This is a genomic window from Halostagnicola kamekurae (assembly GCF_900116205.1).
In the GTDB taxonomy this organism is placed as follows: Archaea; Halobacteriota; Halobacteria; order Halobacteriales; family Natrialbaceae; genus Halostagnicola; species Halostagnicola kamekurae.
Genome location: NZ_FOZS01000001.1, coordinates 681,599 through 705,884 on the forward strand (window position 1 = coordinate 681,599; position 24,286 = coordinate 705,884).

23 protein-coding genes are annotated in these 24,286 nt (G+C 64.8%); 11 read left to right on the forward strand and 12 right to left on the reverse strand.

Annotated elements, in window-relative coordinates:
- Positions 1 to 63 precede the first annotated feature (63 nt).
- Positions 64 to 693 carry an HAD family hydrolase gene (locus BM348_RS03380; RefSeq protein ID WP_092901951.1) on the forward strand — a complete coding sequence of 210 codons (630 nt, stop codon included), beginning with the start codon at positions 64 to 66 and terminating at the stop codon, positions 691 to 693.
- 62 nt (positions 694 to 755) lie between these two features.
- Here the strand turns inward: BM348_RS03380 and BM348_RS03385 are convergent, their stop codons facing one another.
- From BM348_RS03385 to BM348_RS03395, 3 genes are all read right to left on the reverse strand, one after another.
- Entirely contained in the window at positions 756 to 1,412 is a 657-nt protein-coding gene (locus BM348_RS03385; RefSeq protein WP_092901954.1) for a helix-turn-helix domain-containing protein, read from the reverse strand.
- 215 nt (positions 1,413 to 1,627) lie between these two features.
- Positions 1,628 to 3,559: a molybdopterin biosynthesis protein gene (locus BM348_RS03390; RefSeq protein WP_092901957.1), complete on the reverse strand. Its 1,932-nt coding sequence runs from the start codon at positions 3,557 to 3,559 to the stop codon at positions 1,628 to 1,630.
- Between the two features lie 88 nt (positions 3,560 to 3,647).
- The gene (locus BM348_RS03395; protein WP_092901960.1) at positions 3,648 to 4,532 is read right to left on the reverse strand and encodes an alpha/beta fold hydrolase; all 885 of its coding nucleotides are present in this window, start codon (positions 4,530 to 4,532) and stop codon (positions 3,648 to 3,650) included.
- A gap of 62 nt (positions 4,533 to 4,594) precedes the next feature.
- Between BM348_RS03395 and BM348_RS03400 the strand changes: the two genes are divergently transcribed.
- Positions 4,595 to 5,743 (forward strand): serine hydrolase domain-containing protein, encoded by a 1,149-nt coding sequence (locus tag BM348_RS03400; protein ID WP_092901963.1) that lies wholly within the window; start codon positions 4,595 to 4,597, stop codon positions 5,741 to 5,743.
- Between the two features lie 78 nt (positions 5,744 to 5,821).
- On the opposite strand, the gene BM348_RS03405 is transcribed toward BM348_RS03400, so the two are convergent.
- The 5 genes from BM348_RS03405 to BM348_RS03430 form a co-directional block, all read right to left on the reverse strand.
- Entirely contained in the window at positions 5,822 to 7,384 is a 1,563-nt protein-coding gene (locus tag BM348_RS03405) for an HTTM domain-containing protein (protein WP_092901967.1), read from the reverse strand.
- A gap of 228 nt (positions 7,385 to 7,612) precedes the next feature.
- Positions 7,613 to 8,944: a molybdopterin molybdotransferase MoeA gene (locus tag BM348_RS03410; protein ID WP_092901970.1), complete on the reverse strand. Its 1,332-nt coding sequence runs from the start codon at positions 8,942 to 8,944 to the stop codon at positions 7,613 to 7,615.
- A 96-nt stretch (positions 8,945 to 9,040) separates the two neighbouring features.
- Entirely contained in the window at positions 9,041 to 9,844 is an 804-nt protein-coding gene (locus BM348_RS03415; RefSeq protein ID WP_092901973.1) for an SDR family oxidoreductase, read from the reverse strand.
- Positions 9,845 to 10,014: 170 nt separating this feature from the next.
- A complete protein-coding gene (locus BM348_RS03420; protein ID WP_092901976.1) occupies positions 10,015 to 10,473 on the reverse strand; it encodes a Tfx family DNA-binding protein in 459 nt (152 codons plus the stop codon).
- Positions 10,474 to 10,690: 217 nt separating this feature from the next.
- Positions 10,691 to 11,152, reverse strand: a complete 462-nt coding sequence (locus BM348_RS03430; RefSeq protein WP_092901982.1) for a TRAM domain-containing protein — start codon at positions 11,150 to 11,152, stop codon at positions 10,691 to 10,693.
- A gap of 283 nt (positions 11,153 to 11,435) precedes the next feature.
- Between BM348_RS03430 and BM348_RS03435 the strand changes: the two genes are divergently transcribed.
- From BM348_RS03435 to BM348_RS03445, 3 genes are all read left to right on the forward strand, one after another.
- Positions 11,436 to 12,227, forward strand: a complete 792-nt coding sequence (locus BM348_RS03435) for an electron transfer flavoprotein subunit beta/FixA family protein (protein ID WP_092903578.1) — start codon at positions 11,436 to 11,438, stop codon at positions 12,225 to 12,227.
- On the forward strand, positions 12,224 to 13,177 hold the full coding sequence (locus tag BM348_RS03440; RefSeq protein ID WP_092901985.1) for an electron transfer flavoprotein subunit alpha/FixB family protein: 954 nt from the start codon (positions 12,224 to 12,226) through the stop codon (positions 13,175 to 13,177). Before BM348_RS03435 ends, BM348_RS03440 begins: the two co-directional genes overlap by 4 nt.
- A 124-nt stretch (positions 13,178 to 13,301) precedes the next feature.
- Positions 13,302 to 14,144, forward strand: a complete 843-nt coding sequence (locus BM348_RS03445) for a polyprenyl synthetase family protein (RefSeq protein WP_092901988.1) — start codon at positions 13,302 to 13,304, stop codon at positions 14,142 to 14,144.
- Between the two features lie 36 nt (positions 14,145 to 14,180).
- On the opposite strand, the gene BM348_RS03450 is transcribed toward BM348_RS03445, so the two are convergent.
- Together BM348_RS03450 and BM348_RS03455 are read right to left on the reverse strand one after the other, a co-directional pair.
- Positions 14,181 to 14,660 carry a cupin domain-containing protein gene (locus tag BM348_RS03450; protein ID WP_092901991.1) on the reverse strand — a complete coding sequence of 160 codons (480 nt, stop codon included), beginning with the start codon at positions 14,658 to 14,660 and terminating at the stop codon, positions 14,181 to 14,183.
- Between the two features lie 122 nt (positions 14,661 to 14,782).
- Complete coding sequence (locus tag BM348_RS03455) at positions 14,783 to 15,883, reverse strand: DUF373 family protein (RefSeq protein ID WP_092901994.1); 1,101 nt, start codon at positions 15,881 to 15,883, stop codon at positions 14,783 to 14,785.
- 150 nt (positions 15,884 to 16,033) lie between these two features.
- Here BM348_RS03455 and BM348_RS03460 point away from each other — a divergent pair, with 150 nt between their 5' ends.
- Complete coding sequence (locus tag BM348_RS03460) at positions 16,034 to 17,029, forward strand: radical SAM protein (RefSeq protein ID WP_092901997.1); 996 nt, start codon at positions 16,034 to 16,036, stop codon at positions 17,027 to 17,029.
- A 42-nt stretch (positions 17,030 to 17,071) separates the two neighbouring features.
- Here the strand turns inward: BM348_RS03460 and BM348_RS03465 are convergent, their stop codons facing one another.
- Positions 17,072 to 18,316 (reverse strand): helix-turn-helix transcriptional regulator, encoded by a 1,245-nt coding sequence (locus BM348_RS03465; RefSeq protein WP_245779385.1) that lies wholly within the window; start codon positions 18,314 to 18,316, stop codon positions 17,072 to 17,074.
- A gap of 157 nt (positions 18,317 to 18,473) precedes the next feature.
- Here BM348_RS03465 and BM348_RS03470 point away from each other — a divergent pair, with 157 nt between their 5' ends.
- The gene (locus BM348_RS03470) at positions 18,474 to 19,718 is read left to right on the forward strand and encodes a DUF7096 domain-containing protein (protein ID WP_092902000.1); all 1,245 of its coding nucleotides are present in this window, start codon (positions 18,474 to 18,476) and stop codon (positions 19,716 to 19,718) included.
- Positions 19,719 to 19,760: 42 nt separating this feature from the next.
- Entirely contained in the window at positions 19,761 to 20,285 is a 525-nt protein-coding gene (locus BM348_RS03475) for a type IV pilin (RefSeq protein ID WP_245779386.1), read from the forward strand.
- A gap of 44 nt (positions 20,286 to 20,329) precedes the next feature.
- Here the strand turns inward: BM348_RS03475 and BM348_RS03480 are convergent, their stop codons facing one another.
- Positions 20,330 to 20,956, reverse strand: a complete 627-nt coding sequence (locus BM348_RS03480) for a methyltransferase domain-containing protein (RefSeq protein WP_092902002.1) — start codon at positions 20,954 to 20,956, stop codon at positions 20,330 to 20,332.
- 176 nt (positions 20,957 to 21,132) lie between these two features.
- On the opposite strand from BM348_RS03480, the gene ahaH reads away from it, so the two are divergent.
- The 3 genes from ahaH (at position 21,133) to BM348_RS03495 (ending at position 24,262) form a co-directional block, all read left to right on the forward strand.
- Positions 21,133 to 21,465 (forward strand): ATP synthase archaeal subunit H, encoded by a 333-nt coding sequence (gene ahaH, locus BM348_RS03485; RefSeq protein WP_092902005.1) that lies wholly within the window; start codon positions 21,133 to 21,135, stop codon positions 21,463 to 21,465.
- Entirely contained in the window at positions 21,452 to 23,755 is a 2,304-nt protein-coding gene (locus BM348_RS03490) for a V-type ATP synthase subunit I (RefSeq protein WP_245779387.1), read from the forward strand. The genes ahaH and BM348_RS03490 overlap by 14 nt, the downstream gene beginning before the upstream one ends.
- A 207-nt stretch (positions 23,756 to 23,962) precedes the next feature.
- A complete protein-coding gene (locus BM348_RS03495; protein WP_092902008.1) occupies positions 23,963 to 24,262 on the forward strand; it encodes a hypothetical protein in 300 nt (99 codons plus the stop codon).
- The last annotated feature ends 24 nt before the right edge of the window (positions 24,263 to 24,286 follow it).

Below are 24,286 nucleotides of genomic sequence, written 5' to 3' on the forward strand. Positions count from 1 at the left end.
CCTCCGGACCGGTTCGTGCGGGCGACACACTCTTGGTCGAGAGTCTCGTAAAACACCGTCCGAATGGTCTCCGAGTACGACTTCTGGCTGCTCGATCTCGACGGCACGCTGGTCGACGTCGAGTGGTCCTACACCCGCGAGGTGTTCGACCGCGTGGGCGAGCGAATCGACTACGAGTTCACGGACGCGCAAGCGGACATCGTCTGGAGCGGGCTGACCGGCTCTCGAGACCGGCAACTGCGCGAGTGGGGGATCGACCCGACGACGTTCTGGGAGGCGTTTCACGACGAGGAGGACCCGCTCGTCCGGGCCGAACAGACCTACCTTCACGAAGACGCCGAGTTCGTCGGCGACCTCGATGAGCCGGTGGGGCTGGTTACCCACTGCCAGGAGTTTCTGGCCGAGCCGGTGTTGGCGAACGTCGACATCGCCGACTGGTTCGATACGATCCTCTGTTGTACCGAACAGACGGGCTGGAAACCCGACCCGACGCCTGTCGAACAGGTAATGGCGGATCTCGAGGTCGCGAAAAACGGGCACAAGGGCGTCCTCGCGGGCGACGGCGCGAACGACGTGGGTGCGGCCTGGAACGCCGGACTCGACGCGATCCACGTCGAACGCGTCGGCCACGACCGACGCGGTCGGTGCGTGCTGGGCGATTACCGCGTCGAATCGTTCGACGAACTGTTTTAGCGCGGGGACTGTTACTGCTAGGAATTTGAGACGGTTGATCGCCTTTTGACGAGAACAACGAGCTACTGGTTCGAGGTCGGCGGTTCGCCCGGGGGTCGAAGTTCCTCGTTGACCAGCGTCTCGTAGGCGCGGCGCAACCGTTCGGACAGCGCCTGATGTGAGATGTCGAGCGTTTCGGCGAGTTCCTCCATCGAAATCTGGCGCGGAATCTCGAAGTACCCCTCCTCGAGGGCCGCCTCCAGGGCTTCCTGCTGCTCGGGGGTAAGCCTCGTGTCGCGGGTCGTCTCCGCGGTCACGTCGGTCACCCGCCGAAGGTCGGCGGTGATATCCTCCTCGAGAAGCCGATCCCTGATCGTCCAGAGGTCGTCTCTGTCCCTGACGCGGACTCGCGCCTGCCACCAGCCGTCGACCCCCCAGACGGCCAACAGCGAGCAGGTCCCCTCGAGAAGTTCGTCGGACAGCAGCGGTGTCGTTCCCGCGAACCGGACGTCGTAGAGGAGCCGGTCGCCCGCCGTGACGAGATGCTCGTAGCCCTCGACCGCCGGATCGGTTTCGAAGGCCTCGCGAACGGTTTCGGGATCGGCTCCGATGACCCACAGACAGGGCCGGTTCTGGGAAACCGACGACTCGAGCTCGAAGCGAATATCCGGCACCTGTTCGAACGTGGTTGCGAGCATCGTCTCCGTCGCGGGGAAACGGAACTCGGCAATCGTCGACATCACTACTGGTACAGCAGTGAGCGATAAAACTCCTATTCCGCTCAAATAGAGGGTCTCTCGAGCGTGTTTTCGGTCATATCGTGAAAAACCAGTTACGGCGATTGTTCGTCGCTGGGGCACGTTCGAGTCGCCATCGTCTGCGAACCGCCGTCTCTGTGAATCGTTACCGGTTGCAAATCGCCATCTCTGCGAATCGTCTCTACCTTCGGCTCGTCTCAGTCCGCGAGCCGGTCGGCGAGTTCACGTACGCCCGGTTTCTCGAGTCGGTCGGGATTCCCCAGCACGCGGACGGGTTGCTCGCCGAGGGAGACGAATCCCAGATCGAGTCGGTCGGCTGTCTCGCGGAGACCGACGGCGGCGTCGGCCGACCCGTCGACGATTCGTCGTGCCGGACTCTCGTGGGCGCGGAGCCCGAGGCCGAAACCGTCGATCGACTCGGTCAGGTCCGCCCGCGAGGCGTCGCGCTCGTCGGCTAACTCGTCGATCTCGCGCTCGAGGCTCGTTCGAAGCCCCGAGTCGGGCGTGCGGTTGACGAAGCGGTGATCGCCCTCGACGAGATCGACAATCCCCTCTACCTCTCGCGGATTTCCTGGCGGGACGATCAGCCCCCACTCGCGGGTGTAGCGGCCGAGTTCGGTCGCGTCGACATCGCGCTCGAGCGGTCCGGCGGCGACGACGAAATCCGGGATGCCGTCTCGAAGGCGTCTGAGCCCCGGTCGGGTGCCGACCGAGAGGTATCGGGGGTGCTCGAGGCCGTCGAGCAACCGATTGAGCGTCGGGTCGCCCTCGCCGACGCCCAGAAGTGTTGGGGGGCGCACGTCCGGCGAAAAGAGTTTCACCTCGACGCGTTCGCCCGCCTCGAGGTAGTCAGTCTCCGCCGAGATCTCGACCACGCCGTCGGCCTCGGAGAGGCTCGTCGTCGCGCCGCTTCCCTTATCGACGGGATAGACGAGCCGCTCGCCGTCGCCGTCGGTCGTGATGCCGATGGGCATGAGTCGAAGTCGCCCCTGCTCGGAGCGCGCTTCGGTCGCCATCGATCCCGAGAGGGTCGCGCTCGCGGGCTCCGGGAGTCCCGCGGCCTCGCGGATCGCCGGGGCGACGAACGTCCGGAAGACCATCATCGCCGAGACGGGGTAGCCGGGGAGGCCGACGTAGGCCGATTCGCCGGCCGACGGTCGCGCCCCGTTTGCGGCGTCGTCGGCTCGAGGTCCGGCGTCCTCGAGTCGGCCCACGAGCATCGGTTTGCCGGGCTTGACGCTGACGCCGTGGACGAGGAGTTCGCCCTGGTCTTCGATCACGCGGTAGATGACGTCGACGGTGCTCGCGCTCGTCGAGCCGGAGGAGAGCACGAGGTCGCACTCGGCGGCGGCCTCGCGAAGCACCCGCTCCATCTCCGCCGGGTCGTCGCCCGCGTGGGGGTAGAGGACGGGTTCGCCGCCCGCGTCTTCGACGCCCGCGGCGACGGTGTAGCTGTTGACGTCGTAGATCTCGCCGCGGGCGCTCTCTATGGGCTCGCCGGGTCGAACGAGTTCGTCGCCGGTCGAGACGATGCCGACTCGAGGCTTCGATCGAACCGGGACCTCCTCGCGGCCCAGTGCGGAGAGGAGCCCGATGTCTCGCGGCGTCAGCCGCGTTCCGGGGCCGACGGCCCGTTCGCCCGCGGCGACGTCAGCGCCCGCGAACATCACGTTGTGACCGGGAGCGACGCTCGTGCGCACCAGAACGTCGCGGTCGGCACTCTCGTCGGCCGCGCTCCCGGCGTCCCCGCTATCCTCGCTCGTCCGTTCGACCGGGACCATCGCGTCGGCCCCGTCGGGCATCACGGCGCCGGTCGAGATCTCGACGGCCTCGCCCTCGCCGACGGAGACGGCCGGTTCCTCGCCGGCGTGGACTGTCCCGACGACCGAGAGCCGCGCGGGATCGCCCTCGTCGGCGCCGAAGGTGTCTCGCGCCCGAAGCGCGTAGCCGTCCAGGCTCGAGCGGTCGAATCCGGGCACGTCGAGCTCGGCGTCGATCCGCGCGAGGAGCACGCGCCCGCGCGCATTCTCGAGCGATACCCGTTCGACGCCGCCCTCGAGCGAGAGCGAGTCGATCGCCTCGCGGGCCTCGGCGGGCGAGGCGAGGTCGCGAAATTCCGTGCGGTCCATATAGCGGGTGTTCGGCCGCGGGGGCTAAAAACGTCGGTCGATACCTCCTGCAGGACGGGTCGCCACCCTTCGCAGTGGGTGGAATACGCTACTCGCCTAGGTGCTCGAGCACCAGCGCCGTCACCGCCTCGGGTTCCTCGTGTGGGACCCAGTGGCCGGTTTCGGGAAACCGCTCGAGGCGGCCGTCCTCGCAGTAGGCCAGACTCTCTGGGGCCATCTCGGGCTCGAGCGCGAAGTCCTGTTCGCCCCACATGACGAGCGTGGGAGCGTCAACGAGGTCTCGAGGCGGCGAGGCGGTGTGACGGGCGGCGGCGCGGTACCAGTTGATCGTCGCCGTCAGCGCGCCGGGTCGACGCCAGGCGGCACGATACCGCGCAATATCCTCGTCGGTGAACGTCCCCGGCGACGCGTTGGCTCGCAGGGCTCGCTCGAAGAACGCGAAGTTCTCGCGCTTGCAGGTCCACTCGGGCAGTCGAGGTAACTGGAAGAAAAATACGTACCAGCTCTTTTTCAGCTGTGTCGGGTTCGACAGGACGTGATGTCGGAGGACGGCGGGATGGGGGACGTTGACGATTCCGAGGCGGTCGACGGTCGCGGGGTAGCGGAGCGCGAGTTCCCAGGCGACCGACGCGCCCCAGTCGTGGCCGACGACGTGTGCGGACTCGCGTCCCTCGCTGTGGACGAGTTCGACGACGTCGCGGACGAGTTCGCTCTTCCTGTAGGATCGGACGCCGTCGGGTTTCTCGCTCAAGTTGTAGCCGCGCTGGTCGGGGACGAGCACGCGATAGCCCGCCTCCACGAGCGGTTCGATCTGCTCGCGCCAGCAGTAGAAAAAGTCGGGAAACCCGTGGAGCAAGACGACCAGCGGACCGTCTTCGTCTCCCGCGGCGACGACGTGGAGTCGAACGCCGTTTACGTCGCGATAGGTCGATTCGGCACTCGAGTCGGTCAGCAGCGAGGCGTCGGTTTGCATTCTCGATCCCTGTCGTCACGTTAGATGGGAATAGTTATGAAATTGCCAGTTGAGTCGCCACTATGGCACGAATCAGCGAGGGGGACCGACAGCGGGTGCGCGAACTCTTCGAACGGCACCTCGAGGTCGGCCTCCACCACGGGGCCCAGTGTGCGGTCTACGTCGACGGGGAACTCGAACTCGATCTGGCCGGCGGACAGGCGAACGCGGGCGACGAGTCGTCCGAAAGCGCCCTCCCGACGACGCCGGACACCCGCCACGTGCTGTTTTCGTGTACGAAGCCTTACGCCGCCGCGGCGCTCCACGCCCTCGTCTGTGACGGCGCGCTCGCCTACGACGACCGCGTCGTCGACCACTGGCCCTCCTTCGCCGAGGCTGGTTCGACGAAAGCAAGCACGACCGTCCGGCACGTTCTCAGTCACACGGCGGGGCTTCCGTCCGGCGACATCGACCGCCGCCCCGAACTCTGGGACGACTGGGCCGCCGTCGTCGAGCGTCTCGAGGCGATGGAACCGGTCTCGCCGCCCGGCAAACGGCCGGCCTACCACTCGCTGACGTTCGGCTGGCTCGTCGGCGAACTCGTCAGGCGCGTCTCGGGCAGCCCGATCGAACGGGTCGTCGCGGATCGGGTCTTCGACCCGCTCGAGATGAACGACACGGGAATCGGCCTGCGGGACGACGAGAACGGGCCGGTCGCGACGCTCACCGGGTTCGACGCCTTCGACGGCTGTCGGGACCTCGAGGAGGGGCTCGGCGGGCACGCGGAGATCGCCGACTCGTTCAACAGCGAGGCGATCCACCGGGCCGTGATCCCCGCCGCAAACGGGATCGGAACGGCTCGAGACATGGCCCGGTTTTACGCCTGTCTCGCGAACGGCGGCGAACTCGACGGCGCGCGGATCCTCGATTCCGAGGTCGTCGAGACGGTGACGACTCTCTGGGCCGCGACGGACGAGGACGGGACGCTGGGTCGACCCTCGCGGTACGGCCTCGGCGTCTGGAAAGGGGGAACGAGCACGGATCCGTTCGGCTCGCTCACGCCGTCTCGCGTGTTCGGCCACTCCGGTCTCGGAAGCAGCGTCGGCTGGGCCGATCCCGCCGAAAACATCAGTTTCGCGTACGTGACGAACGGCGTGCGAGAGGAGACCTACGAGCACGTTACGAGAGCCAGCGCGCTCGGCGACGCGGTTCGGCTAGCCGTGAGCGGGTGAGGTCGTCTCGAGCGCCGAAGTCACCTGCGAGCCGACGGAGACCGAAGGTGCCCGCGAACCGACGGGGATCGAAGCCGCCTAGCACGCCTGTTCGACGACGGTGAATCGACCCGTTTCCTCGTACTCGCCGTCGATCGGACTCGGCTGGTAGAACCGGTGGACGGTGATCGACTCGACCGAGTCGCCGCGGCGGTCGATCGCCTGTTCGCAGGCCCACTCGGCGTAGTCGACGGCGATGATTCCATCCGTATCGCCGTTTCCGGAGGCCCAGACGGTCTGCATGAACTTTCGCTCGCGGAACGTGTCGTACTCCTTCGAAGCGTCAGGCGGCCGATCGTCAGTTATCGTTCCGTTGCCGAACGCGTCGACCTCCTCCCCCGACTCGAGTTGCGCTTCGACGGCGTACCAGCTGTAGCCCTCCGTTGGGTTCGGCGCGTACAACCCCCACTGTTGCTGGTCGACCGACGTCTCGAGTTCGTCCGGCAGATCGTGATCGGTGACGTAGGCCGTCCCGTACAGGAGGATCGAAACGAGCGCGAGGACGCTAACGACGGTCAGCAGCGAGCGACAGTACGCGCGGACGAACGACAGCTTCGACTCGTATCCCCGTTGCTCGAGCGCGTCGAACGCGCGCCGTTCGAGCGGCCGTCCGGCGATCGACTCGAGTCTCGCCCTGCTCGGCAGCCGCTCGAGCAGGCCCGTTGGAACGAGACGACGGAGCGCGTCCCAGAACGGCGGCGTGAGAAACGGGAGGAGCGCCGTCGTGAGGACGAGCGGGAAGAGTCCGACAGACATCGTCAGCAACATCCCCGCGAACGCGCCGACGTAGACGAGCGCGAAGGCCGCTCGCACCCGCCCGTCGGTCACGAGCAAAAAGAGAACCGAGCCGGCTAGCAGGCCCACCCAGGCCCAGTTCATCGCCTCGAGCAATGTCGGATACGCGGTGAGATGATTGCCGAGAAAGATCGTCATCACGTCGTTCGACATCGCGATCTGGAGGGCTTCGCCCTCGTACCAGGTATTGCCCTGGTGCTTGAGAACGGCGTTCTGTGAGAACACCATCAACGGTTGTATCAGCAGGGCCGCGGTACCGAACCCGACGACGCTTGCCCGCGCCGAGCCGCGACGAAGCGCGTCGACCGACCAACGTTCTCCCAGCGGGGTCAAAAGCGCCAGGAACAGCAACACTCGAAGGAGCTTGTCCCCGCCGTTGAGAACCGCGGGATTTCGCGCCTGCAGCGACAGCAATAGTCCCAGCGAGACGAACCCGACCAATCTCGTCCGGTAGCCGAGCACGAACGCGAGCGCGAACAGGCCCGCGATACCGAACAGCAGCTGCTGGAACCACAGTTCGCCCGAAAGCGCGTGGACCGACAGGCCGGTGAACTGGCTGTAGGTGGCCTCGTAGGCCTCGATCGGGTACGCGCCGTCGTCCGTGTAAAACTGCTCGATGTTCCCCCAGCGGACGAGCAGGTCGACCAGCAATATCAGTCCGAACGAGATGCGAACCGCAGCGAGGGCGCGGGTATCGACCTCGAACCGGGAGCGAACCCGCCTGCCGACCGGCTCGAGGTGGCCAAGCAGCCGCCGGTACCGTTCCGCGTCCGGTCCGACCCGCTCGAGTCTCGAGGCGACGCCCATCTAGGGACACCCGCCGCTGTCGACCGACCGCGAGTCCGTCACCGGAACCGCTTTCGATGTCGAGGGAACCGCTCTCGACGCCGAGGGGAGGATTGTCGAATAGTCGATCATCGGTTCGTTCAGTGAGATGATCGATTCTGTGTATCTATCTGAAATAAGTTTTGTGGAGCGAAAGGAGCGTCGTCACCCTCGAGCACGCCGACGGCACGGTTCGCGCTGGCCGCAGCGTCACTCCCAGCGCTGGACCGCGACGGTCTCGCCCGCCGGGATCCCCTCGCGGTCGTCGTCGACGACGACCCAGCCGTCGGCGAGCGCGACGCTCGAGAGCACGCCGGCCCCACTCGCTCGCGTTGGCACGGCGTCGACGACCGGTCCGTCGGCCGCGCTGTCGGGATCTGCTCCATTGGAGTCCGTGTCGTCGAGCCCGGTTCCGTCCTCGTCGGCCGGAGATCCGTCCCCGCCCGTCGCTCGAGGCTCGAGCGCGACTCGCGCGAACGTCCGCGTGGCCGGCTCGCTCGGGATCTTTCGGGTGAGACGCGCCATCGTCGTCAGGTGCGGCTCGGGCTCGGTTCCCTCGAGCCACCGGAGCACCGGCCGCAGGAACTGGACGGCGGTGACGATACAGGCGACCGGGTAGCCCGGCAGGGCAAGGACCGGCGTGTCCTCGACGATCCCGAGACAGACCGGATGACCCGGCTCGAGGCCGACGCCGTGGACGACCACCTCGCCGATGTCGTCGATGACCTCCGGAAGCAGGTCGCGCTCGCCGACCGACGAGCCGCCGGTCGTGACGATCGCGTCTTTGGTGAGGTCGCGTTCGATGGCGACCCGAAGCGCGTCGCGATCGTCCGTGACGACGTTCCGGTAGGTCGATCGGCCGCCCCAGCCGTCGACCAGCCGCGAGACCGTGAGTCCGTTGGTCTCGACGACTTCGCCGGGCTCGGGATCGCGCTGGACGAGTTCCTCGCCGGTCGGGACGACGCCGACCCGCGGTTCCCGTGCGACGGAAACCCGCGAGCGGCCGACGGATTTGAGCAGCCCCAGATCCGACGGCCTGAGTCGATGGCCCGGTTCGTAGAGCGGCTGTCCCGACTCGACGTCGTCGCCCACCGGGGCGACGTTCTCGCCCTCCGCGACCGCCTCGAGGACCTCGAGCTCGTTGGTCCCGTCGATCGTCTCGACGCGCTCGATCATCACGACCGCGTCGCTTCCCTCGGGAAGCGCGCTCCCCGTGTGAACCCGGACCGCGGTCCCGGACGCGATCGAATCGTCGGCGTCCGCGACGCGGAGCACGGCGGGAGACCGGTCGCTTGCGCCGAACGTATCAGAGGCCACGACGGCGTAGCCGTCCATCGCCGCCCGACGGTAGTGGGGCACGTCCCGCGAGGCGGTCACCGACTCGGCGATCGCGCGGCCGGTCGCCTGCTCGATCGGGAGCCGTTCCGTTCGCGGCTCGCGCTCGTCGACCGCGAGTGCGTCTCGCAAGGCAGTGCGGGCCTCCTCGAGCGGCGTCCGTACCTTGAAGCCCGCCTCCGTTCGCTCGTGGTCGGCACCTTTCATATTCGGACACGCGCGGCGGGCGGCCAAAAACGTGCGGGACCGCCTGGCGAAGTGCGGGGAGAACCGAGCGAGATCGATCGCCCGCGCCGAGCGACCCTAGCTCCGGAGCAGACCGCCGTCGATCGGAATCTCCGCGCCGTTTACGTAACTCGCGTGCGGACTCGAGAGATACGCGACCGTCTCGCCCAGTTCCTCGGGTTGTCCGATTCGGTCCACCGGAATGTCGGCCGCCAGTTCGGCGAGTCCGGACTCGTAGTCCGCGTAGGTTCCCCGCTCGACGCCGGCCTCGATCAGTTCCTCGATTCGGGGGGTCTCGATGGTTCCCGGAAGCACGGCATTGGCCCTGATATCGGGTGCGAACTCGCGGGAGATCGTCTTGATCAGCCCGATCACGCCCCGGCGAACAGAGTTCGAGAGGAGGAGTCCGTCCGCGACCTCTCTGACCGTTCTGGACGTAATGGAGGTGATCGTCCCGTATTCTGACTCGCGGAGGTGCGGGTGGGCCTCCTCGATCGTCCAGACGACGCTCATCACGAGCAGGTCGTAGGCCTGATACCAGTCTTTCTGCTCGGTCTCGAGGAAGGTCGTACTCGGCGGACCCCCGGAGGAGGTGACGAGGTGATCGAGCCCGCCAAAGGCGTCGACGGTCTCTTCGACCAGGTTTCCGATCTCCTCGGGCGCGGTGAGATCGGCCCGCACTGCGAGGACGTCCCCGGTCGGTCCGTCCGCGGACTCGCTGGCGTCTTCGATCGACTCTCTCGCTGCCTCGAGTTTATCCTCCCCGCGCCCGCAGATGGCGACGTTCGCGCCCTCGAGCGCCAGCGCCCTCGCGCTCGCGAGACCGAGACCGCTCGAGGATGCCGTTACCAGTGCCGTGTTCCCGTCAAGGTGTAGATCCATGCGCGGGGAAACGGGACGGGTGACAAAAGGTTTCGGGGACGGGAGACGACCGCGACCGTCGGCTGGCAGCGACTGCGAGACGATCACGGCAGTAGGCTGACCGCGACAGTGAGACAGAATGGCGGACGAAATCGGGAGCGACGTGAAGAAGGCGGATTCGTCCGCCGCCGTTATTCTCGGTGGCGGACGCGAACGAGCCCGTTCGACGTCACCCCGATGACGAGCGGAGTCGATATCTTGCGTCCCTGGACCGCGGGCCCGGCGGCGTCGCTGACGACTTTCATCAGATCGGGGGCGGTGTGATCGACCTTGACGCCGTTTTCGTCGCACGCGTCGTAGACGCGATCCGGCACGTCGTAGAGGTCCGTCCCGGCGGGGATACGAACCCTGACCGGTGCGCGAAGCGCCTCCGCGAACGCCACCGTCTCGCGGGCCTTGGTCAGGTTCTCTCGAGCGCTCGACTCGACCGACGAGACGTTCGCTCGCGACGTGCCGAGCGCGTCGGCGATGTCGGCCTGGGACACGTCTCGCTCTCGCAACGCGAGGATCTGTGCCTGCCTGTGGGTCAGGACGCTCGTCTCGGCTTCGAACCCGATGTCCTCGAGCAGCGTTTCGACGTCGTCGATCACGGCGAAGCCACCTCGAGCGGGGTCGCGCGCGTGGTCATAATCTGATATCGGGTCGGCAGGATCAAAGCGTCTCCGATCGAATCGATGCCGGACTCGAAGCGGTAGCGAATCGCTGCCGTGCTCGAACCGCAACTGCACCAGATCGAACGAGATAGACCGAAGAAAACGTCGTGGGTGGCACTGTCCACGGACCGCCGCTGTCGCCAGCGCGGGCCGGTTACGATCCCCAGAAGTTGTCGCGGCTGCCAAGTCGTTCCCGTTTGTGCTGGCTCTCGGTTTCGTCGTCCTCGTCGTCGTCGCTCAAGTCGTCGCTCTCGTCGTCCGGCTCGTCGTCTTCGTCGCTTTCCAACGGCAGTCGCTCGAGTTCTTTGGCTCTCGCGTGGTTGCTGTGGACGCGCTCGATCTCGACGCGCGATCGGGCCTTCGGGAGCACGCCGTCGACCATGACGATGAACCCGTCCTCGGTTCGGCCGACGCCGGCGCCGCTTTCGTGCATGTCGACGATGTCGACGACGACTTCCTCGCCGCGCTTGATCGGTTGGCTCTTCAGGTCGTCGATGGGCTGGTTGTAGTGTTGGCACCACTCCTTGCCACCACGGTCGCCGTAGTGTTGACACCCCATTCCCGAAATCCGCTCGGAAAAGCTCGGACAGTCGTCGGCGAGTGGACAGTCTGCCATACGGTTTTCTATCAGCGGCGGCGTTAAACCGCTTGCGTCTTGGAAACGACGGGTACGCTCGAGCGAGCGTTGCGACCGACGGCCGCCGATCGCGCAGTTTCGACCCGACTTCTGCGTCCAGTCCGGGCCGGTCTGTCGCCGGCGACGAACGGAACTCGACACATAGGCGCGATCCCATCTCGACTCACGAACTCTCGGTCGCGTCGAATCTATCGCGACAACTGCTCGCGTATGAAACGGGGTTTCGAAAACGTTTACGGGGATGGCAACGCACAAAACAATGATGAAGATTCTCGTTACGGTCAAAGAAGTCGCGACCGTCGAAGACGAGTTCGAGATCGAGGGAACGGCGATCGCCGACCAGTACCTCGGTGCCGATCTCAACGAATGGGACGACTACGCCGTCGAGGAGGCCGTCCAACTTCAGGAAGCCGGCCTCGCCGACGAGGTCGTCACCGTCACCATTGGCCCCGAAGACTGCGAGCAGACCATCCGCCAAGCCCTCGCGAAAGGCGCCGACCGCGCCATCCGCGTCTGGGACGACGCCCTCGAGGATGTCGACCTACTCGATGTCGGCGCGAAGACCGATATCCTGAGCGCCGTCGTCGAGGCTGAAGAGCCGGATCTCGTCCTCTCGGGTGTGCAGTCCGGCGACGACAGTTTCGGCGCCACCGGCGTCTCGCTCGCCAGCGCCGTCGGCTTCCAGTGGGGCGCGGTCGTCAACGGCCTCGAGCACGACCTCGAAGACGGCGTCGCGTCGGTCCGGCGCGAACTCGAGGGCGGCGTCGAAGAACTCACTGACATCGACCTGCCCGCGGTGCTGACGATCCAGACCGGGATCAACGAGCCCCGCTACGCGAGTCTGCGCGGTATTCGCCAGGCCCAGCGCAAGGACCTCGATGTCCAGACGCTGGCCGATCTCGGCGTCGACGCCAGTGCCGTCGAAGGCGATCTCGAGCTCACTGAAATGTACGAACCCGAGACCGAGAGCGACGTGACCGTCTGGGAGGGCGGTGCCGACGACACGGCCGGACAACTCGCTGAGTTGCTCCGCGAGAAGGGGGTGGCACAATGACGGACGTACTCGCGATCGCCGACCACCGCCGCGGTGAACTCCGAGACGTGAGCTACGAGATCATCACCGCCGGGCGCGAACTCGCGGACGAGACCGGAGGCGATCTCCATCTGGCGATCATCAGCGGCCCCGTCGAGGAGTTCGCCGAGAAGGCGAACCGCGAGGGCGCTGACGCGATCCACACCGTTTCCTACGGCGAGGAGTTCAACCACGACGTCTACACGCAGGCGATCACACAGCTCTACGACGAACTCAGTCCGCAATACGTGCTCGCGCCCAACAGCGTCAACGGCCTCGACTACGCCCCCGCCGTCGCCAACGAGCTAGACCTTCCGATCGTCACGGACACGGTCGGCCTCGAGACCGACGGCGAGACCCTTCGGGCGAACCGCGAGATGTACGGCGGCAAGGTCGAGACGACCACCGAACTCGAGGGGGCCGCCGTCGCGACGATCCGTAGCGCCGAGTGGCCCCAAGCCGAAGGCACCGGCGACGCCGAAATCGAGGCCTTCGACGCCGCTATCGACGAGGACGCCATCGGCTCGAGCGTCACGGGCTTCGAAGAGGTCGGCGGCGGCGACGTCGACATCAGCGAGGCGGACGTGCTGGTCTCGATCGGTCGCGGCATCGAGGAAGAGGAGAATCTGGACATCATTCGCGACCTCGTCGACGCGCTCGACGCGACGCTGTCGTCGTCGCGGCCGATCGTCGACAACGGCTGGCTGCCCAAAAACCGGCAGGTCGGTCAGTCGGGCAAGGTCGTCACGCCCGACGTCTACATCGCCATCGGGATCTCGGGGGCAGTCCAGCACGTCGCCGGGATGAAAGGCTCCGATACCATCGTGGCGATCAACACGGACCCGAACGCGCCGATCATGGACATCGCCGACTACGCGATCCACGACGACCTCTTCGACGTCGTGCCGGCGCTGACCGAACAGTTCCAGTAACACGGCCCAATACCGCTATTCTCGTCGTCCCGCCGATCTCGAACTCCGCCGAACCGTCTCGAGGGACCGAACGGTTTCGGCCGTAACCGTCACGTACTTTTTTCCCCCGTTCGAAGCGCTGGCAATGGAACTTCTCGAGCGCCGCCGGGCGCTGGTCGAGGAGCGTCTCGTCGAGGTCGTCGACGGCCTCGATCCGGAGACGCTCAGTTCGGAAGTTCGCCACGTGACGCTCTCGGGGGGGAAACGAGTGCGGCCGATGGTGACGATACTGGCATGTGAAACGGTCGGCGGGGACCGGACCGACGCCGTCGACTTCGGCGTCGGGATCGAACTCGTCCACACCGCGTCGCTCGTCGTCGACGACATCATCGACCGCTCGGAGCTTCGACGGGGGACGACCAGCGCCTGGGCCGAGTTCGGCCACGGGCCGGCGATCATCGCGAGCGACGGACTACTCGGCGAGGCGTTCGCCCTCTTTTCGGCGGATCCGAAGGCGACGCAGGTCGTCGCCGAGTCGCTGGTCGAACTCGGCGTCGGCGAGGCGACCGAACTCTCTTCCCAGCCATCGAACGAAGCCGAGTACATGACCCTCGCGCGCCGGAAGACCGGCGCGCTGTTTCGCGCCGCAGCGGAACTGGGCGCGATCGCCGCCGACTCCGATCCGTTTACCGTCGAGACGCTCGGCGAGTACGCCGAACGCGTCGGCGTCGCCTTCCAGATTCGAGACGACGTGTTGGACGCGACTGCGGATCCCTCCTCGCTCGGAAAACCGACCGGCCACGACGCCGCCCTCGAGCGTCCCTCGGTCGTCCAGGTGACCGACCTGACGCCCGCGGAGGCGAACGAACGGGCCCGATCGCAGGCTGACCGGGCGATCGACGCGCTCAAGACAGTCGACGCCGTCGATACGGCGGCTCGAGACTACCTCCTCGAGCTGGCGGAGTTCGTCGTCGAGCGCGAGCGGTAATCGGCCGCCATCCCAGACGACGCTCGAGCGACCACACTATTCACCGTCCCAGTAATCCACGTCGGCCTCGATCGGGTAGTACCCCGAGAGCGACCGCTCCTCGCGCCCGCCCGGCGGCGAGCCGACGTAGACGCCGAACTTCTCCGAGTCCGGGTACACCGTCACGTCCGGCTCGTTCATGGTCGAGACCAGGAGGTATCGAAGCGCCGTCTCGGAATCGTTGATCACCTTGTGGCCGCCGCGCTCGTCGGCCGGGAACGAGACGTAGTCGCCGGCTTCGAGATCGTACGTCTCGTCCGCGAGCCGAAGCGTTCCGGTTCCGGCGAGCACGTACATCGCCTCTTCGTTCGCGGCGTGATAGTGATACGGCCACGATTCGTTTCCGGCCGGAAGCTCGTAGAGGCTACAGCCGAGTCGCTCGCCGTCTGCGGCCTCGCCGAGTTGTTTGCGTCGCACGTTCATCGTCCCCTGGGTCAGTTCCGTCCACTCGAGGTCGTCGGCCTGTACCGGTCCCATGTCGGTGCCTTCGACCGGGATCGATTAGGGCTTTGTGCCTGGATTCAGGGCGGTTCTGGGTCGATTTTGCGTACCGTTCCAATCGACGACTGAAATGAAAATCAGGGTCGGACGCGTTGCAGCTAGGCGCTGTCCGCTCGAGGCGTCCCCTCTGAAAAACGCGATTCGGCGACAGCGAACGCGAGCGTGCTCACGATACCGAGGACCGTTCCGGCGGTCAGCGCACCGGCGAGCATCGTGATGCCGAACTCGTCGAGGAAGAACCCGCTGACCGCATAGAGGACGACGGCGATCCCGATCACGTAGAACGGCGCGTTGAGGTAGCGCCACTCGAGGCGGCCGGCGATGTACTCGTCGGTGATCTGCCCGAGGCTCGTGGTGATGCCCGCGGCCGCCAACCACTGGATCGAGCCGTACACCAGCGCGGCCAACATCATGGGAATCCCGAGGTCGGTCGACGTGGCCGCTCGCGTGTCCTCGAGCATGTTGACGCCGCTGACACCGCCGAGCGCGAGCAATGCGGCCGCGACGACGTACGCAAGCAGCGTTGTTCGACCGGCGTACAGCGAACGACGACCGTACTCGACGGCGGCGTCGAGGTATTCGCCGAGTCCGAGTCCGCGGGAGATGAGGTAGAGCCCGAGCAGCGTCGAGGTGACCCCGAGGACGAGCCCCGGCAGGTTGAGCAACGCGCCGACCAGCGCGAGCGGATAGATCAAAAGCAGGATGCCGATCGGGATGAGGACGGTCCCTCTGGTCTCCGGATCGTCGAGCACCTGCTTGATCGTGTAGTACATCGACTCCAAATTCTGCGCCTGACGGACGACCACCCGTCTAACGCCGTCTATCGGGACCCGCGAGCGGATGATCGGAATGACCGACTCGTCCTGTGCGCCGTCGGTGATGACCAGCGTCGTGACGTTCTCCGCGGTCGAGAGGCTCGCGAGGACGGTGTCGACCTCGTCGCCGACCTCGCGGTTGGCCTCGAGGTCGCTCCCGTCGTTGCCCGTGACGACCGCGACCTCGACGCTCTCGTCGCGTTCCGCGAGGTCGTCGTAGACGTGGATCCCCTGAAAGATGACGTTGACGTCCGAGTCCTCGGGGTCTTCGGTCGCCAGCGCGACGGCGGCCTCCTCGACCGGTTCGCGGCCGATCACCGGGGTCGAAAAGCCGGTCTTGCGGCCGAGGTCGTCGTCGAGATCGACACACAGGACCAACAGCATCGAGTCGAGGTACGGGTGCGTGGTATTTCCATCTTCTGGGGTAGTACGCGGGCCGGAGACTCGCCGTACCGACCGATCTTCGTGGGTGAGACCCGCAAACCGGGGCGATTCCACACGGCTTTTGGCGTTCGAGACGCTAGACGGAGTCGAATGATCTCGAAGGGCTGTGAGCAGTGTGCGAAAGGCGGCAAGATGGTGCTGTTCGTCTACGGCTACTGCGATCAGCGCGACTGCTTTTACTGCCCGCTCGGCGAGTCACGCAAGAACGTCACCGACGTCTACGCGAACGAACGACTCGTCGAGGACGACGAGGACGTTCTCACCGAGGCCCACCGGATGGACGCGCTCGGGACGTCGATCACGGGCGGTGAACCGCAGGAGGCTCTCGAGCGAACCTGTCACTACCTGGAACTCCTCAAAGACGAGTTCGGGGAGGATCACCACACGCACCTCTACACCGGCATTACGGGCGGCAGAGAGAACATGCGCCGACTTTCCGAAGCCGGTCTCGACGAGATCCGGTTCCACCCGCCGCTCGAGCAGTGGGGCGACCTCCACGGAACGGAGTGGGAGGACATCCTCTACATCGCGCGCGAGGAAGGGCTCACGCCCGCGTTCGAAATCCCCGGTATCCGTCCCGAACCGGAGTTCCTCGAGTTTCTCGACGAGGGCGCGGCGGAGTTCTGTAACATAAACGAGTTCGAGATGAGCCACGGGAACTTCCGCCGGATGCAAGCCGAGGGATACGAACTCAAAGAAGATCACATGAGTGCAGTCGACAACGATCGTGAGTCCATCCTCGACGTGATGGGCGACCACGAGCGGACCTACTTCTGTACCTCCGTGTTCAAAGACGCCGCCCAGCACCGGCGACGGCTCAAACGGGCCGCGCGAAACGTTCGCCGGGAGTTCGACGACATCACCGACGACGGAACCCTTGTCTACGGCAAGACCAGGGCGGATCCGTCCCGATTCGTCGACCTCGGCGTTCCCGAGGAGTTCTACACCGTCAAGACGAACCACGTCGAAGTCGCCTGGTGGCTCCTAGAGGAGATGATCGACGAAGGCGACCTCGAGGACGGCGAAATCGTCGAACAGTATCCGACCTACGATGGGCAGGTCGTCGAGCGGACGCCGCTCGCGTAGGCACTTTTAGAATTTCGCGAACGTCCACGTCAACCGAACTCTTCAGTCGATCTCCGTCGGATCGACTTCCGGATGCGTAATGAGATTTTCGCGACCGATCCGGAGCTTTTCGATCTCGTCGTCGTCGTCCATCTTCGAGAGGAGCTGGGAGACCTTCGCGTTCGACCAGCCGGTCTCTTTGACGATCGTCGCCTGTTTCATCCGTCCGCCGTTCTTACTGAGCATCCGGTGGACGCGTTCTTCGTCGCTCAGCAGCGAGGGGTCGACCTCATCGTTCTCGGAGAACTCGAGTTCGGCATCGCGGGACCCGTCGGACGCCGACCGGTCGTTCGAAGCGCGGGCGGAGCCAGCGATACTCAGGGAGTCTCCGTCGGTGACGGCCTCGGAGCCGTGACTTGAATCGGTCCCCGGGACGTTGATCTCCGGAATGCGCTCGATCAACGGCTCGATTTCCGAGCGTCGCTGAGCGAGTAGATAGCCGCTCACACCGAACGCGACCGCGAGCACGGCGAAGACCCCGCCGATCCAGCCCAGATTCTGGAACAGCGGCGATCCACCAGACGATAAGAAGACGAGATCCGGCTCTTCGTCTAACTCGACGGGGCCGTCCCAAACGTAGGTCCCGTTTTCGTCGCCGGGCGTCGCTGCCTCGTATCCTTGCGGTGTCTGGATGACTAACTGCTGGTTACTGCTGAGATACGGTAACGGATCGCCGTGTTCGTCCTCGAAGACGTCGTTGACGTAGACGCGGTCGCCGTCGACGTATCCGAAGTTCGTCCACGTGAACGAGTACGAAATCACGCCGACAGAGGCGTTGTCGGCCGCTATGTCGTCGTCGTTTTCGAGCGTCTCAAGTTCGGCTTCGGTCGGCGGTTCGAATCGCGGTTCGTTCCAGTGGTCGTTTTCGATCGACATATTTCGGCCGATCGAGTCCTCGGCGATGTCGCTGGCCTGTTCGAACGCGTCGATCGGATACGTGTTGTCGACCCTGTCGGCTGCGAACTCCTCGAACTGTTCTGCTTCGTCGTCACCTGCGAGGACGAACCGGTGCTCGACCGTCCACTCGGCATCGCCCGATTCGGTGATATTGAGACGGAAGACCTGTTTCGGATCCGCAGTGTCGACCGAAACATTCGAATCCTGAGGTATAGACGAGACGTCGTACTGGGGACCGGCAGAGGCCGTCCCTGTCGGCGAAGCGACTGTCGGGGCGGCGGCCACCGTCCCGAGCGTCGACGCGGTGAGGAGGGCGACGAGGGCAAGCGTGAGGGCGGTCGATAACCGCATACGTACAAGCGGTGGTTTCCCAGAGGAAAAAACACTTTCCATAGGAAAATCGATTATTACTTCACGCGTCGTGTGGGTATTCTGATGGTAGCCTGTGCTTACTCGCGATGAGTAGCTGTCGACCAATTTTTGTATCAGTGGTCTCTACTATCGTTCAATGACGAACGCGACTCCGGCCCTCCTCGCGTTGCTTCTCGCCGTCTCCCTTCCGGCCATGACCGTCACCGCAGCGGCACCGGGATCCACCCAACAGCGAGTCCAACACCAGTACGAACCCGTCCCCCAGTCGGTCGAACCAGTTTCCGTAATGGATACGCCGAACCGTCTCAAGTTGTCCGATCCGGCTCGAACCGACTCGGTCGAGTACGGCCAGAGTCTGGGGACGATACTCGCTCAAAGCGACGACGACCTCCGCAACGAATACGAGTGGGAGGTCCTCTTCGGCGAGGAGTTCGAAACCGTCGACGACGGCGAACGCGACGAGATGATCAACATGTCCCTCGAGAACGTTCGCAACCGGACGGACGAACTCGAGCAGCGAGAGCTCGATGCCGTCCGCGCCCACGCCGCGGGAGATATGTCGACCGGTCGGCTGTTACAGACCCTCATACGGAACTACAACGACGCGAACGCCCTCGAGCAGCGAATCGAAGAGATAATCGAACGATCGGACGACGTCATCGGGTACCATATCGGCGATGACGTTGAAAGCGACCTTCGGTCCGATCGGGAGCGACTGGCGGTCCAGCAGGGGACCGTTCGGGCGTTAGCGGCGTCGGCTCAGCAGGGAACCGGCCCGGGAACGACGGGCGGACTCTCCATCGAAGTACAGACCTCGAACGATGGATACCGCCTTCAGACGATAGTCGACGGTACGTACGTCGTCGAGACGACCCGGTTTGACAACCGTGATCTCGATGGCCTCAGCGAGTACGCGGACCAGGGTGACGCTTTCGATAAGTTCGAGGAGTTGTACCCGTGGGCGACCGAAGACGGGGACGCCAGTTTCAGCAACGACCATGAGGACCCGTGGAACCTGTATCGCGTGGAGGTCCCACACAGTCAGGGGATTCTCACCTCGTTCCTCGATAGCAACTCTGCCGATGTCTTCCACGAGGTCCAGGAACTGAACGTCGAAACGCTCCCGATCACGGGGTCGACCACGGAGACGGCAGACGGACTGGAGCTGACCCACAACCAGACGCCTTCGAATGGTCCAGTCAGGGTACAGGTCAACGAGACCGACTCTGACACTCCGGTCGAGTCGGCTACGATCTCCGTCGACGGGGCCGTGATCGGCGAGACCGACGACGACGGCGTCGTCTGGTACGTTCCCCCGACCGAATCGTACGAACTCGAGGCCGAATCGGGCTCGAGTACGGTCTCGATGGACGTCTCCTGACGAGACGAGGGTTTATGACGGATCGGGGGCCCAACCGTCGGTGTGGAACCGAACGGGCAATCATCCGGCGAGCGAACTTCGAACGGGCGAAAACCGACCGACTGTCCCGCCCGAGCGCTCAGCCCGTTGATCGGCATTCTTGTCATGATTGCCGTGACCGTCGTTCTCGCAGCTATTCTCACAGTCGGTGCCAGCGCGCTCGGGACGGGCGGGACCCCGCCGACGGCCGGATTCGACCTCTCGGCCGACGCGGCGGACTCGACGATCGAACTCGAGCACGCCGGCGGCGACGCGGTCGACGTTCGCGAACTCGCGGTACGCGTCGAGATAGACGGCGTCGCACTCGAGAACCAGCCGCCGGTTCCGTTCGTCGGTGCCGAGGGGTTCGACGAGACGCCGACCGGCCCGTTCAACGCGAGAAGCGAGCCGATCTGGCGGGCCGGCGAATCCGCGCGCGTCGATCTCGCGTCGACCAACGATCCTCGATTACGGGCGGGCGCGACGGTCACCGTGACGCTCGTGACGGACGACCATCGGATCGCCACGCTCGAGACGACGGCGCGGTGATGGCTCGCAGCCCAATTCCGGATGCGTCGACGGGAAAAGCGTAATTACCGATCGGGAGCCCGACCGATCGTAGTGATGGCGACGTCCGGTTCGTAGGACGGCCCCATGAACTTGTGTTTGACTTCCTCGAATCCCGCGTGCTTGAACATTCGATCCGCCTCGTACTCGTCGTAAAAGAGCATCATCGCGTCGGCGAGTTTCTGCGTGACGAGCCTGTCGGGGTAGTTCGGACCGACGACGAGGACCTGCCCGCCCGGTTTCAACACGCGCCGGAACTCCCGAAGCGCGAGGATCGGATTCGGCCAGTACTCGATCGAACCGGAGGACCAGACCACGTCGAAGGTATCGGTCGCGAACGGGAGCCGCTCGGCGTCCCCGCGGTGGAACTGTACCGACGGATTCCGCGTGCCGAACTTGCCGTAGGCCTTCTCGAGTTGGTGTTCGCTCTGGTCGAGCGCGTAGACGTGATCGACCCGCTCGAGCAGGCCCTCGGTCCCGAATCCGGTCCCACAGCCGACGTCGAGCACCGTCATATCTGACTCGAGCTCGAGGAGGTCGAGCGCCTCGGTTCGCATCTCCTCGTTCCAGATGAACGGGTTGATCCAGTCGTAGACCGTCGAGAGATACTTATAAAAGAGCCGGGCCCTGGCTTTGTTCTCGAGGATTCCCATTGGGTGAGCAGTTCCAGTTCGAACACAATATGCTTGCTGTTCTCGGTTTTCTGCCGAATTCCGGCGCGAATGGGTTGGGCAACCACACCACGATACGGCTGCGTCGGCGGTCCAGCGGCGGATCACTTTCGCAACTACCATATACGCCCTTGAGCAAAGATTCGCTTGCTTAGATTATGCCGAGGCCAGAGGTTCTCGAACGACTTCAGTCGGCCGAACAAGAGGCCGACGACATCGTCGCAGAGGCAGAAGATGACCGCGACGAGCGAATAGCCGAGGCCCGGGAACGCGCCGAGGAGATTCGCACCGACGCTGAACAGGAAGCGCGCGAGCTCAAAGAACGCCGGCTCGAGCAGGCGCGCGAAGAAATAGACGAGGAGTGCGAGCGCGTTCTCGAGGACGGCGAGCAAGAGCGGGAGGAACTCGCCGAGCGCGCCCGAGACCGGGTCGACGAAGTGACAGCCCACGTCGTCGAACTGTTCCAGGAGGACGTCCATGCTCAGACCTGAACGGATGAGCAAGGTCTCGGTGACCGGCTCACGGGGCGTCATGTCCCAGGTCATCGAGACGATTCACGGGCTGAACCTGGTTCATCTCTCGGACTACGACGGCTCCTGGGAGGGGTTCGACAACGGCGATCCGATCGAGGGCGCCGAGACCGCGTCCGAGAAGCTCGTCACCGTCCGGGCCCTCGAGAGCACGTTGGATCTCTCGGTCGAGGACGCCAACCCGGATTCGGGTTCGCTCGAGGACGGCTGGGAGGACCGACTCGAGTCCATCCGTACGCGAGTTAACGAACTCGACGACCGGCGAAGCGAGATCAACGACGAGCTTCGACAGGTCAACGAACGGATCGATCGCGTCGCGCCCTTCGCCGCGCTCGGGATCGACCTCGATCTGCTGTCGGGATACGACTCGATCGACGTCCTCGTCGGCGAGGGCTCCCTCGAGGAAGTCGAGGCGGCCGTCGAGGCGGCCGACGAGATCCGTGCCTACGAGACGTTCACCGGCGACGGCGTCGTCGCCATCGCCGCCGCGCCCGCCGAATCGGCCGGCGACAGTCCGATCGACGACGCGCTCGTCGGCGTCGAGTTCACCCGTCACGACGTCCCCGATACCGACCAGACTCCCGAGGCGTACGTCTCGGACCTCGAGTCCCAACGGGACGAACTCGAGTCCCAACTCGAGGAGATCGACGCCGAACTCGAGGAGATCAAACAGGCCGAGGGCGGATTCCTCCTGCGAGCCGAAGAGGAGCTATCGGTCGAGGTTCAACAGGCGGAAGCGCCCCTGCAGTTCGCGACGACCGAGCACGCGTTCGTCGCCGAAGGGTGGCTGCCGACCGACGAGTACGACCGACTCGTCTCCGGGTTGAACGACGTCGTCGGCGACAGCGTCGAGATCGAGGAACTCGTTCGAGCCGACTACAACGACGAAGGGTATCCGACCCGAACCGAGGCCGTCGAACACGGCGACAGCGAGGACTCGAGCGAAACGGTCACCAAAGAGGAAGAAGAGCGGGAAACTCGAGAGGCGGTCGCCGACGGCGGGTCGGCGACGGCGACCGGTGCAGTGACGATGGTGGACGAGCCGCCGGTCGTCCAGGACAACGTCGGTCCCGCGAAACCGTTCGAGTTCCTGCTTCGACTGATCGACCGGCCCAAGTACAGCGAACTCGATCCGACAATCGTCTTGCTGTTGACGTTCCCGGCGTTCTACGGGTTCATGCTCGGTGACCTCGGATACGGACTGTTGTACACCGGTGTCGGATACCTGCTGTACAGTCAGTTCGATCAGGACATCGTTCGGAGTCTCGGTGCGATCGGCATGTGGGCCGGTGGGTTCACGATGCTGTTCGGGATTCTGTACGGCGAGGTGTTCGGACTCCACGTCCTCGGCGAGGTCCTGTTTAGCGACGGCCCGCCGCTGCGCAAAGGGATCCAGCCCGCGTTCTCCCAGTTCAGCCAGGCGTGGCTGCTGGCGAGCGTCTTCATCGGACTGGGCCACCTTACCGTCGGGTACATCTTCGGCTTCATCAACGACCTCGAGCACGGCGTTGGCGAAGCCTACTTCGAGAACGGCTCGTGGGCGCTGCTCATGATCGGTCTCTGGATGTGGATCTTCAGCGTCCAGGGCGAGGGAGCCAAGCCCGCGTTCCTCTTCGAGACGTTCAGTAGCGAGGGGCCGATTCCGATCGGCTTCAGCGGCTTCCCGGTCATGGAAGTGTTCTCGCTGCCCGAAGCCGTCCCGGGACTTGGTGGTCTCGCAGTCGGCGTTCCACTATTGATCGCACTGTTTGGCTTCGTGACGATGGTCTACGGCGAGGTCAGACACTACGGTGCCCTCGGAATCATCATCGGCGGCCTCGAGAGCTTCAACGTCTTCGGTGACGTGCTCTCGTATCTCCGAATGGCGGCGGTCATCCTCGCGAAGGCGGGGATGGCGTTCGTCGTCAACATGCTGTTCTTCGGAGTCTACGTCGTCGAAACCGACTCCGGTGCCGAGTGGCACTTCGGGACCACCCACGCGCCTCAGCACATGCTCGAGCAGGGAACCTACCACGGATACGAAGTGAGCGAAGTCATGTTCAGTGGTCTGCTCCACGGGGGCATCCTGATGGCGATCATCGGCGTGTTCATCCTCGTCCTCGGTCACGTCGTCGTCTTGCTGCTGGGCATCACCAGCGCCGGCCTGCAGGGAATCCGTCTCGAGTACGTCGAGTTCTTCAACCGGTTCTACGATGGCGGCGGTCGCAAGTTCGAACCGTTCGGTCGAGAGCGACTCGACGACGACAACTGACTCGGCAGTCGTTTCGAGATCAGTTCGGGTTCGGTTTCATTTATTTTCGTCTTCGATACGATAGCTATAAACCCGCGAGAGAGCGTCTCGGACCCGCGTGTCAGGGATTAGCAGGCCAGATTTGGCGGTTTGGTTTGGGAAGTTTTAAGAAGACACTGCGGAGTAGTACTACCTGTCCGGTTGCAAAACCACGAGTAAATTACAATCATGATCGAAGCTCCACTCGAACTTGGACTCGCGCTGAACAGTTTCGCTGAGAACGCGGTTGTGTTGCAGGAACAGGCCGCTGGTGGTGGCGGCGGTCCGATGATCGAACGAGGTGCGGCGGCGGCTCTCGGTATCGGTCTCGCAGCTATCGGCGCAGGGTATGCAGAGCGAGCGATCGGCGCGTCGGTCGTCGGTGCACTCGCCGAGGACTCCATCTCGCCCGGTATCGGCATTCTCCTGACGGTCCTTCCCGAGACGCTCGTGATCTTCGCACTGGTCGCGCTCTTCGTCGGACCTTAAAGCGTCTCCCTTCGAACCTTCTTA

Excerpts from the sequence above, each read along its gene's own strand:
- BM348_RS03380 (WP_092901951.1), top strand. The coding sequence starts at position 64 with ATGGTCTCCGAGTACGACTTCTGGCTGCTCGATCTCGACGGCACGCTG.
- BM348_RS03385 (WP_092901954.1), bottom strand. The coding sequence starts at position 1,412 with ATGTCGACGATTGCCGAGTTCCGTTTCCCCGCGACGGAGACGATGCTC.
- BM348_RS03390 (WP_092901957.1), bottom strand. The coding sequence starts at position 3,559 with ATGGACCGCACGGAATTTCGCGACCTCGCCTCGCCCGCCGAGGCCCGC.
- BM348_RS03395 (WP_092901960.1), bottom strand. The coding sequence starts at position 4,532 with ATGCAAACCGACGCCTCGCTGCTGACCGACTCGAGTGCCGAATCGACC.
- BM348_RS03400 (WP_092901963.1), top strand. The coding sequence starts at position 4,595 with ATGGCACGAATCAGCGAGGGGGACCGACAGCGGGTGCGCGAACTCTTC.
- BM348_RS03405 (WP_092901967.1), bottom strand. The coding sequence starts at position 7,384 with ATGGGCGTCGCCTCGAGACTCGAGCGGGTCGGACCGGACGCGGAACGG.
- BM348_RS03410 (WP_092901970.1), bottom strand. The coding sequence starts at position 8,944 with ATGAAAGGTGCCGACCACGAGCGAACGGAGGCGGGCTTCAAGGTACGG.
- BM348_RS03415 (WP_092901973.1), bottom strand. The coding sequence starts at position 9,844 with ATGGATCTACACCTTGACGGGAACACGGCACTGGTAACGGCATCCTCG.
- BM348_RS03430 (WP_092901982.1), bottom strand. The coding sequence starts at position 11,152 with ATGGCAGACTGTCCACTCGCCGACGACTGTCCGAGCTTTTCCGAGCGG.
- BM348_RS03435 (WP_092903578.1), top strand. The coding sequence starts at position 11,436 with ATGAAGATTCTCGTTACGGTCAAAGAAGTCGCGACCGTCGAAGACGAG.
- BM348_RS03440 (WP_092901985.1), top strand. The coding sequence starts at position 12,224 with ATGACGGACGTACTCGCGATCGCCGACCACCGCCGCGGTGAACTCCGA.
- BM348_RS03445 (WP_092901988.1), top strand. The coding sequence starts at position 13,302 with ATGGAACTTCTCGAGCGCCGCCGGGCGCTGGTCGAGGAGCGTCTCGTC.
- BM348_RS03450 (WP_092901991.1), bottom strand. The coding sequence starts at position 14,660 with ATGGGACCGGTACAGGCCGACGACCTCGAGTGGACGGAACTGACCCAG.
- BM348_RS03455 (WP_092901994.1), bottom strand. The coding sequence starts at position 15,883 with ATGCTGTTGGTCCTGTGTGTCGATCTCGACGACGACCTCGGCCGCAAG.
- BM348_RS03460 (WP_092901997.1), top strand. The coding sequence starts at position 16,034 with ATGATCTCGAAGGGCTGTGAGCAGTGTGCGAAAGGCGGCAAGATGGTG.
- BM348_RS03465 (WP_245779385.1), bottom strand. The coding sequence starts at position 18,316 with ATGCGGTTATCGACCGCCCTCACGCTTGCCCTCGTCGCCCTCCTCACC.
- BM348_RS03470 (WP_092902000.1), top strand. The coding sequence starts at position 18,474 with ATGACGAACGCGACTCCGGCCCTCCTCGCGTTGCTTCTCGCCGTCTCC.
- BM348_RS03480 (WP_092902002.1), bottom strand. The coding sequence starts at position 20,956 with ATGGGAATCCTCGAGAACAAAGCCAGGGCCCGGCTCTTTTATAAGTAT.
- ahaH (WP_092902005.1), top strand. The coding sequence starts at position 21,133 with ATGCCGAGGCCAGAGGTTCTCGAACGACTTCAGTCGGCCGAACAAGAG.
- BM348_RS03490 (WP_245779387.1), top strand. The coding sequence starts at position 21,452 with ATGCTCAGACCTGAACGGATGAGCAAGGTCTCGGTGACCGGCTCACGG.
- BM348_RS03495 (WP_092902008.1), top strand. The coding sequence starts at position 23,963 with ATGATCGAAGCTCCACTCGAACTTGGACTCGCGCTGAACAGTTTCGCT.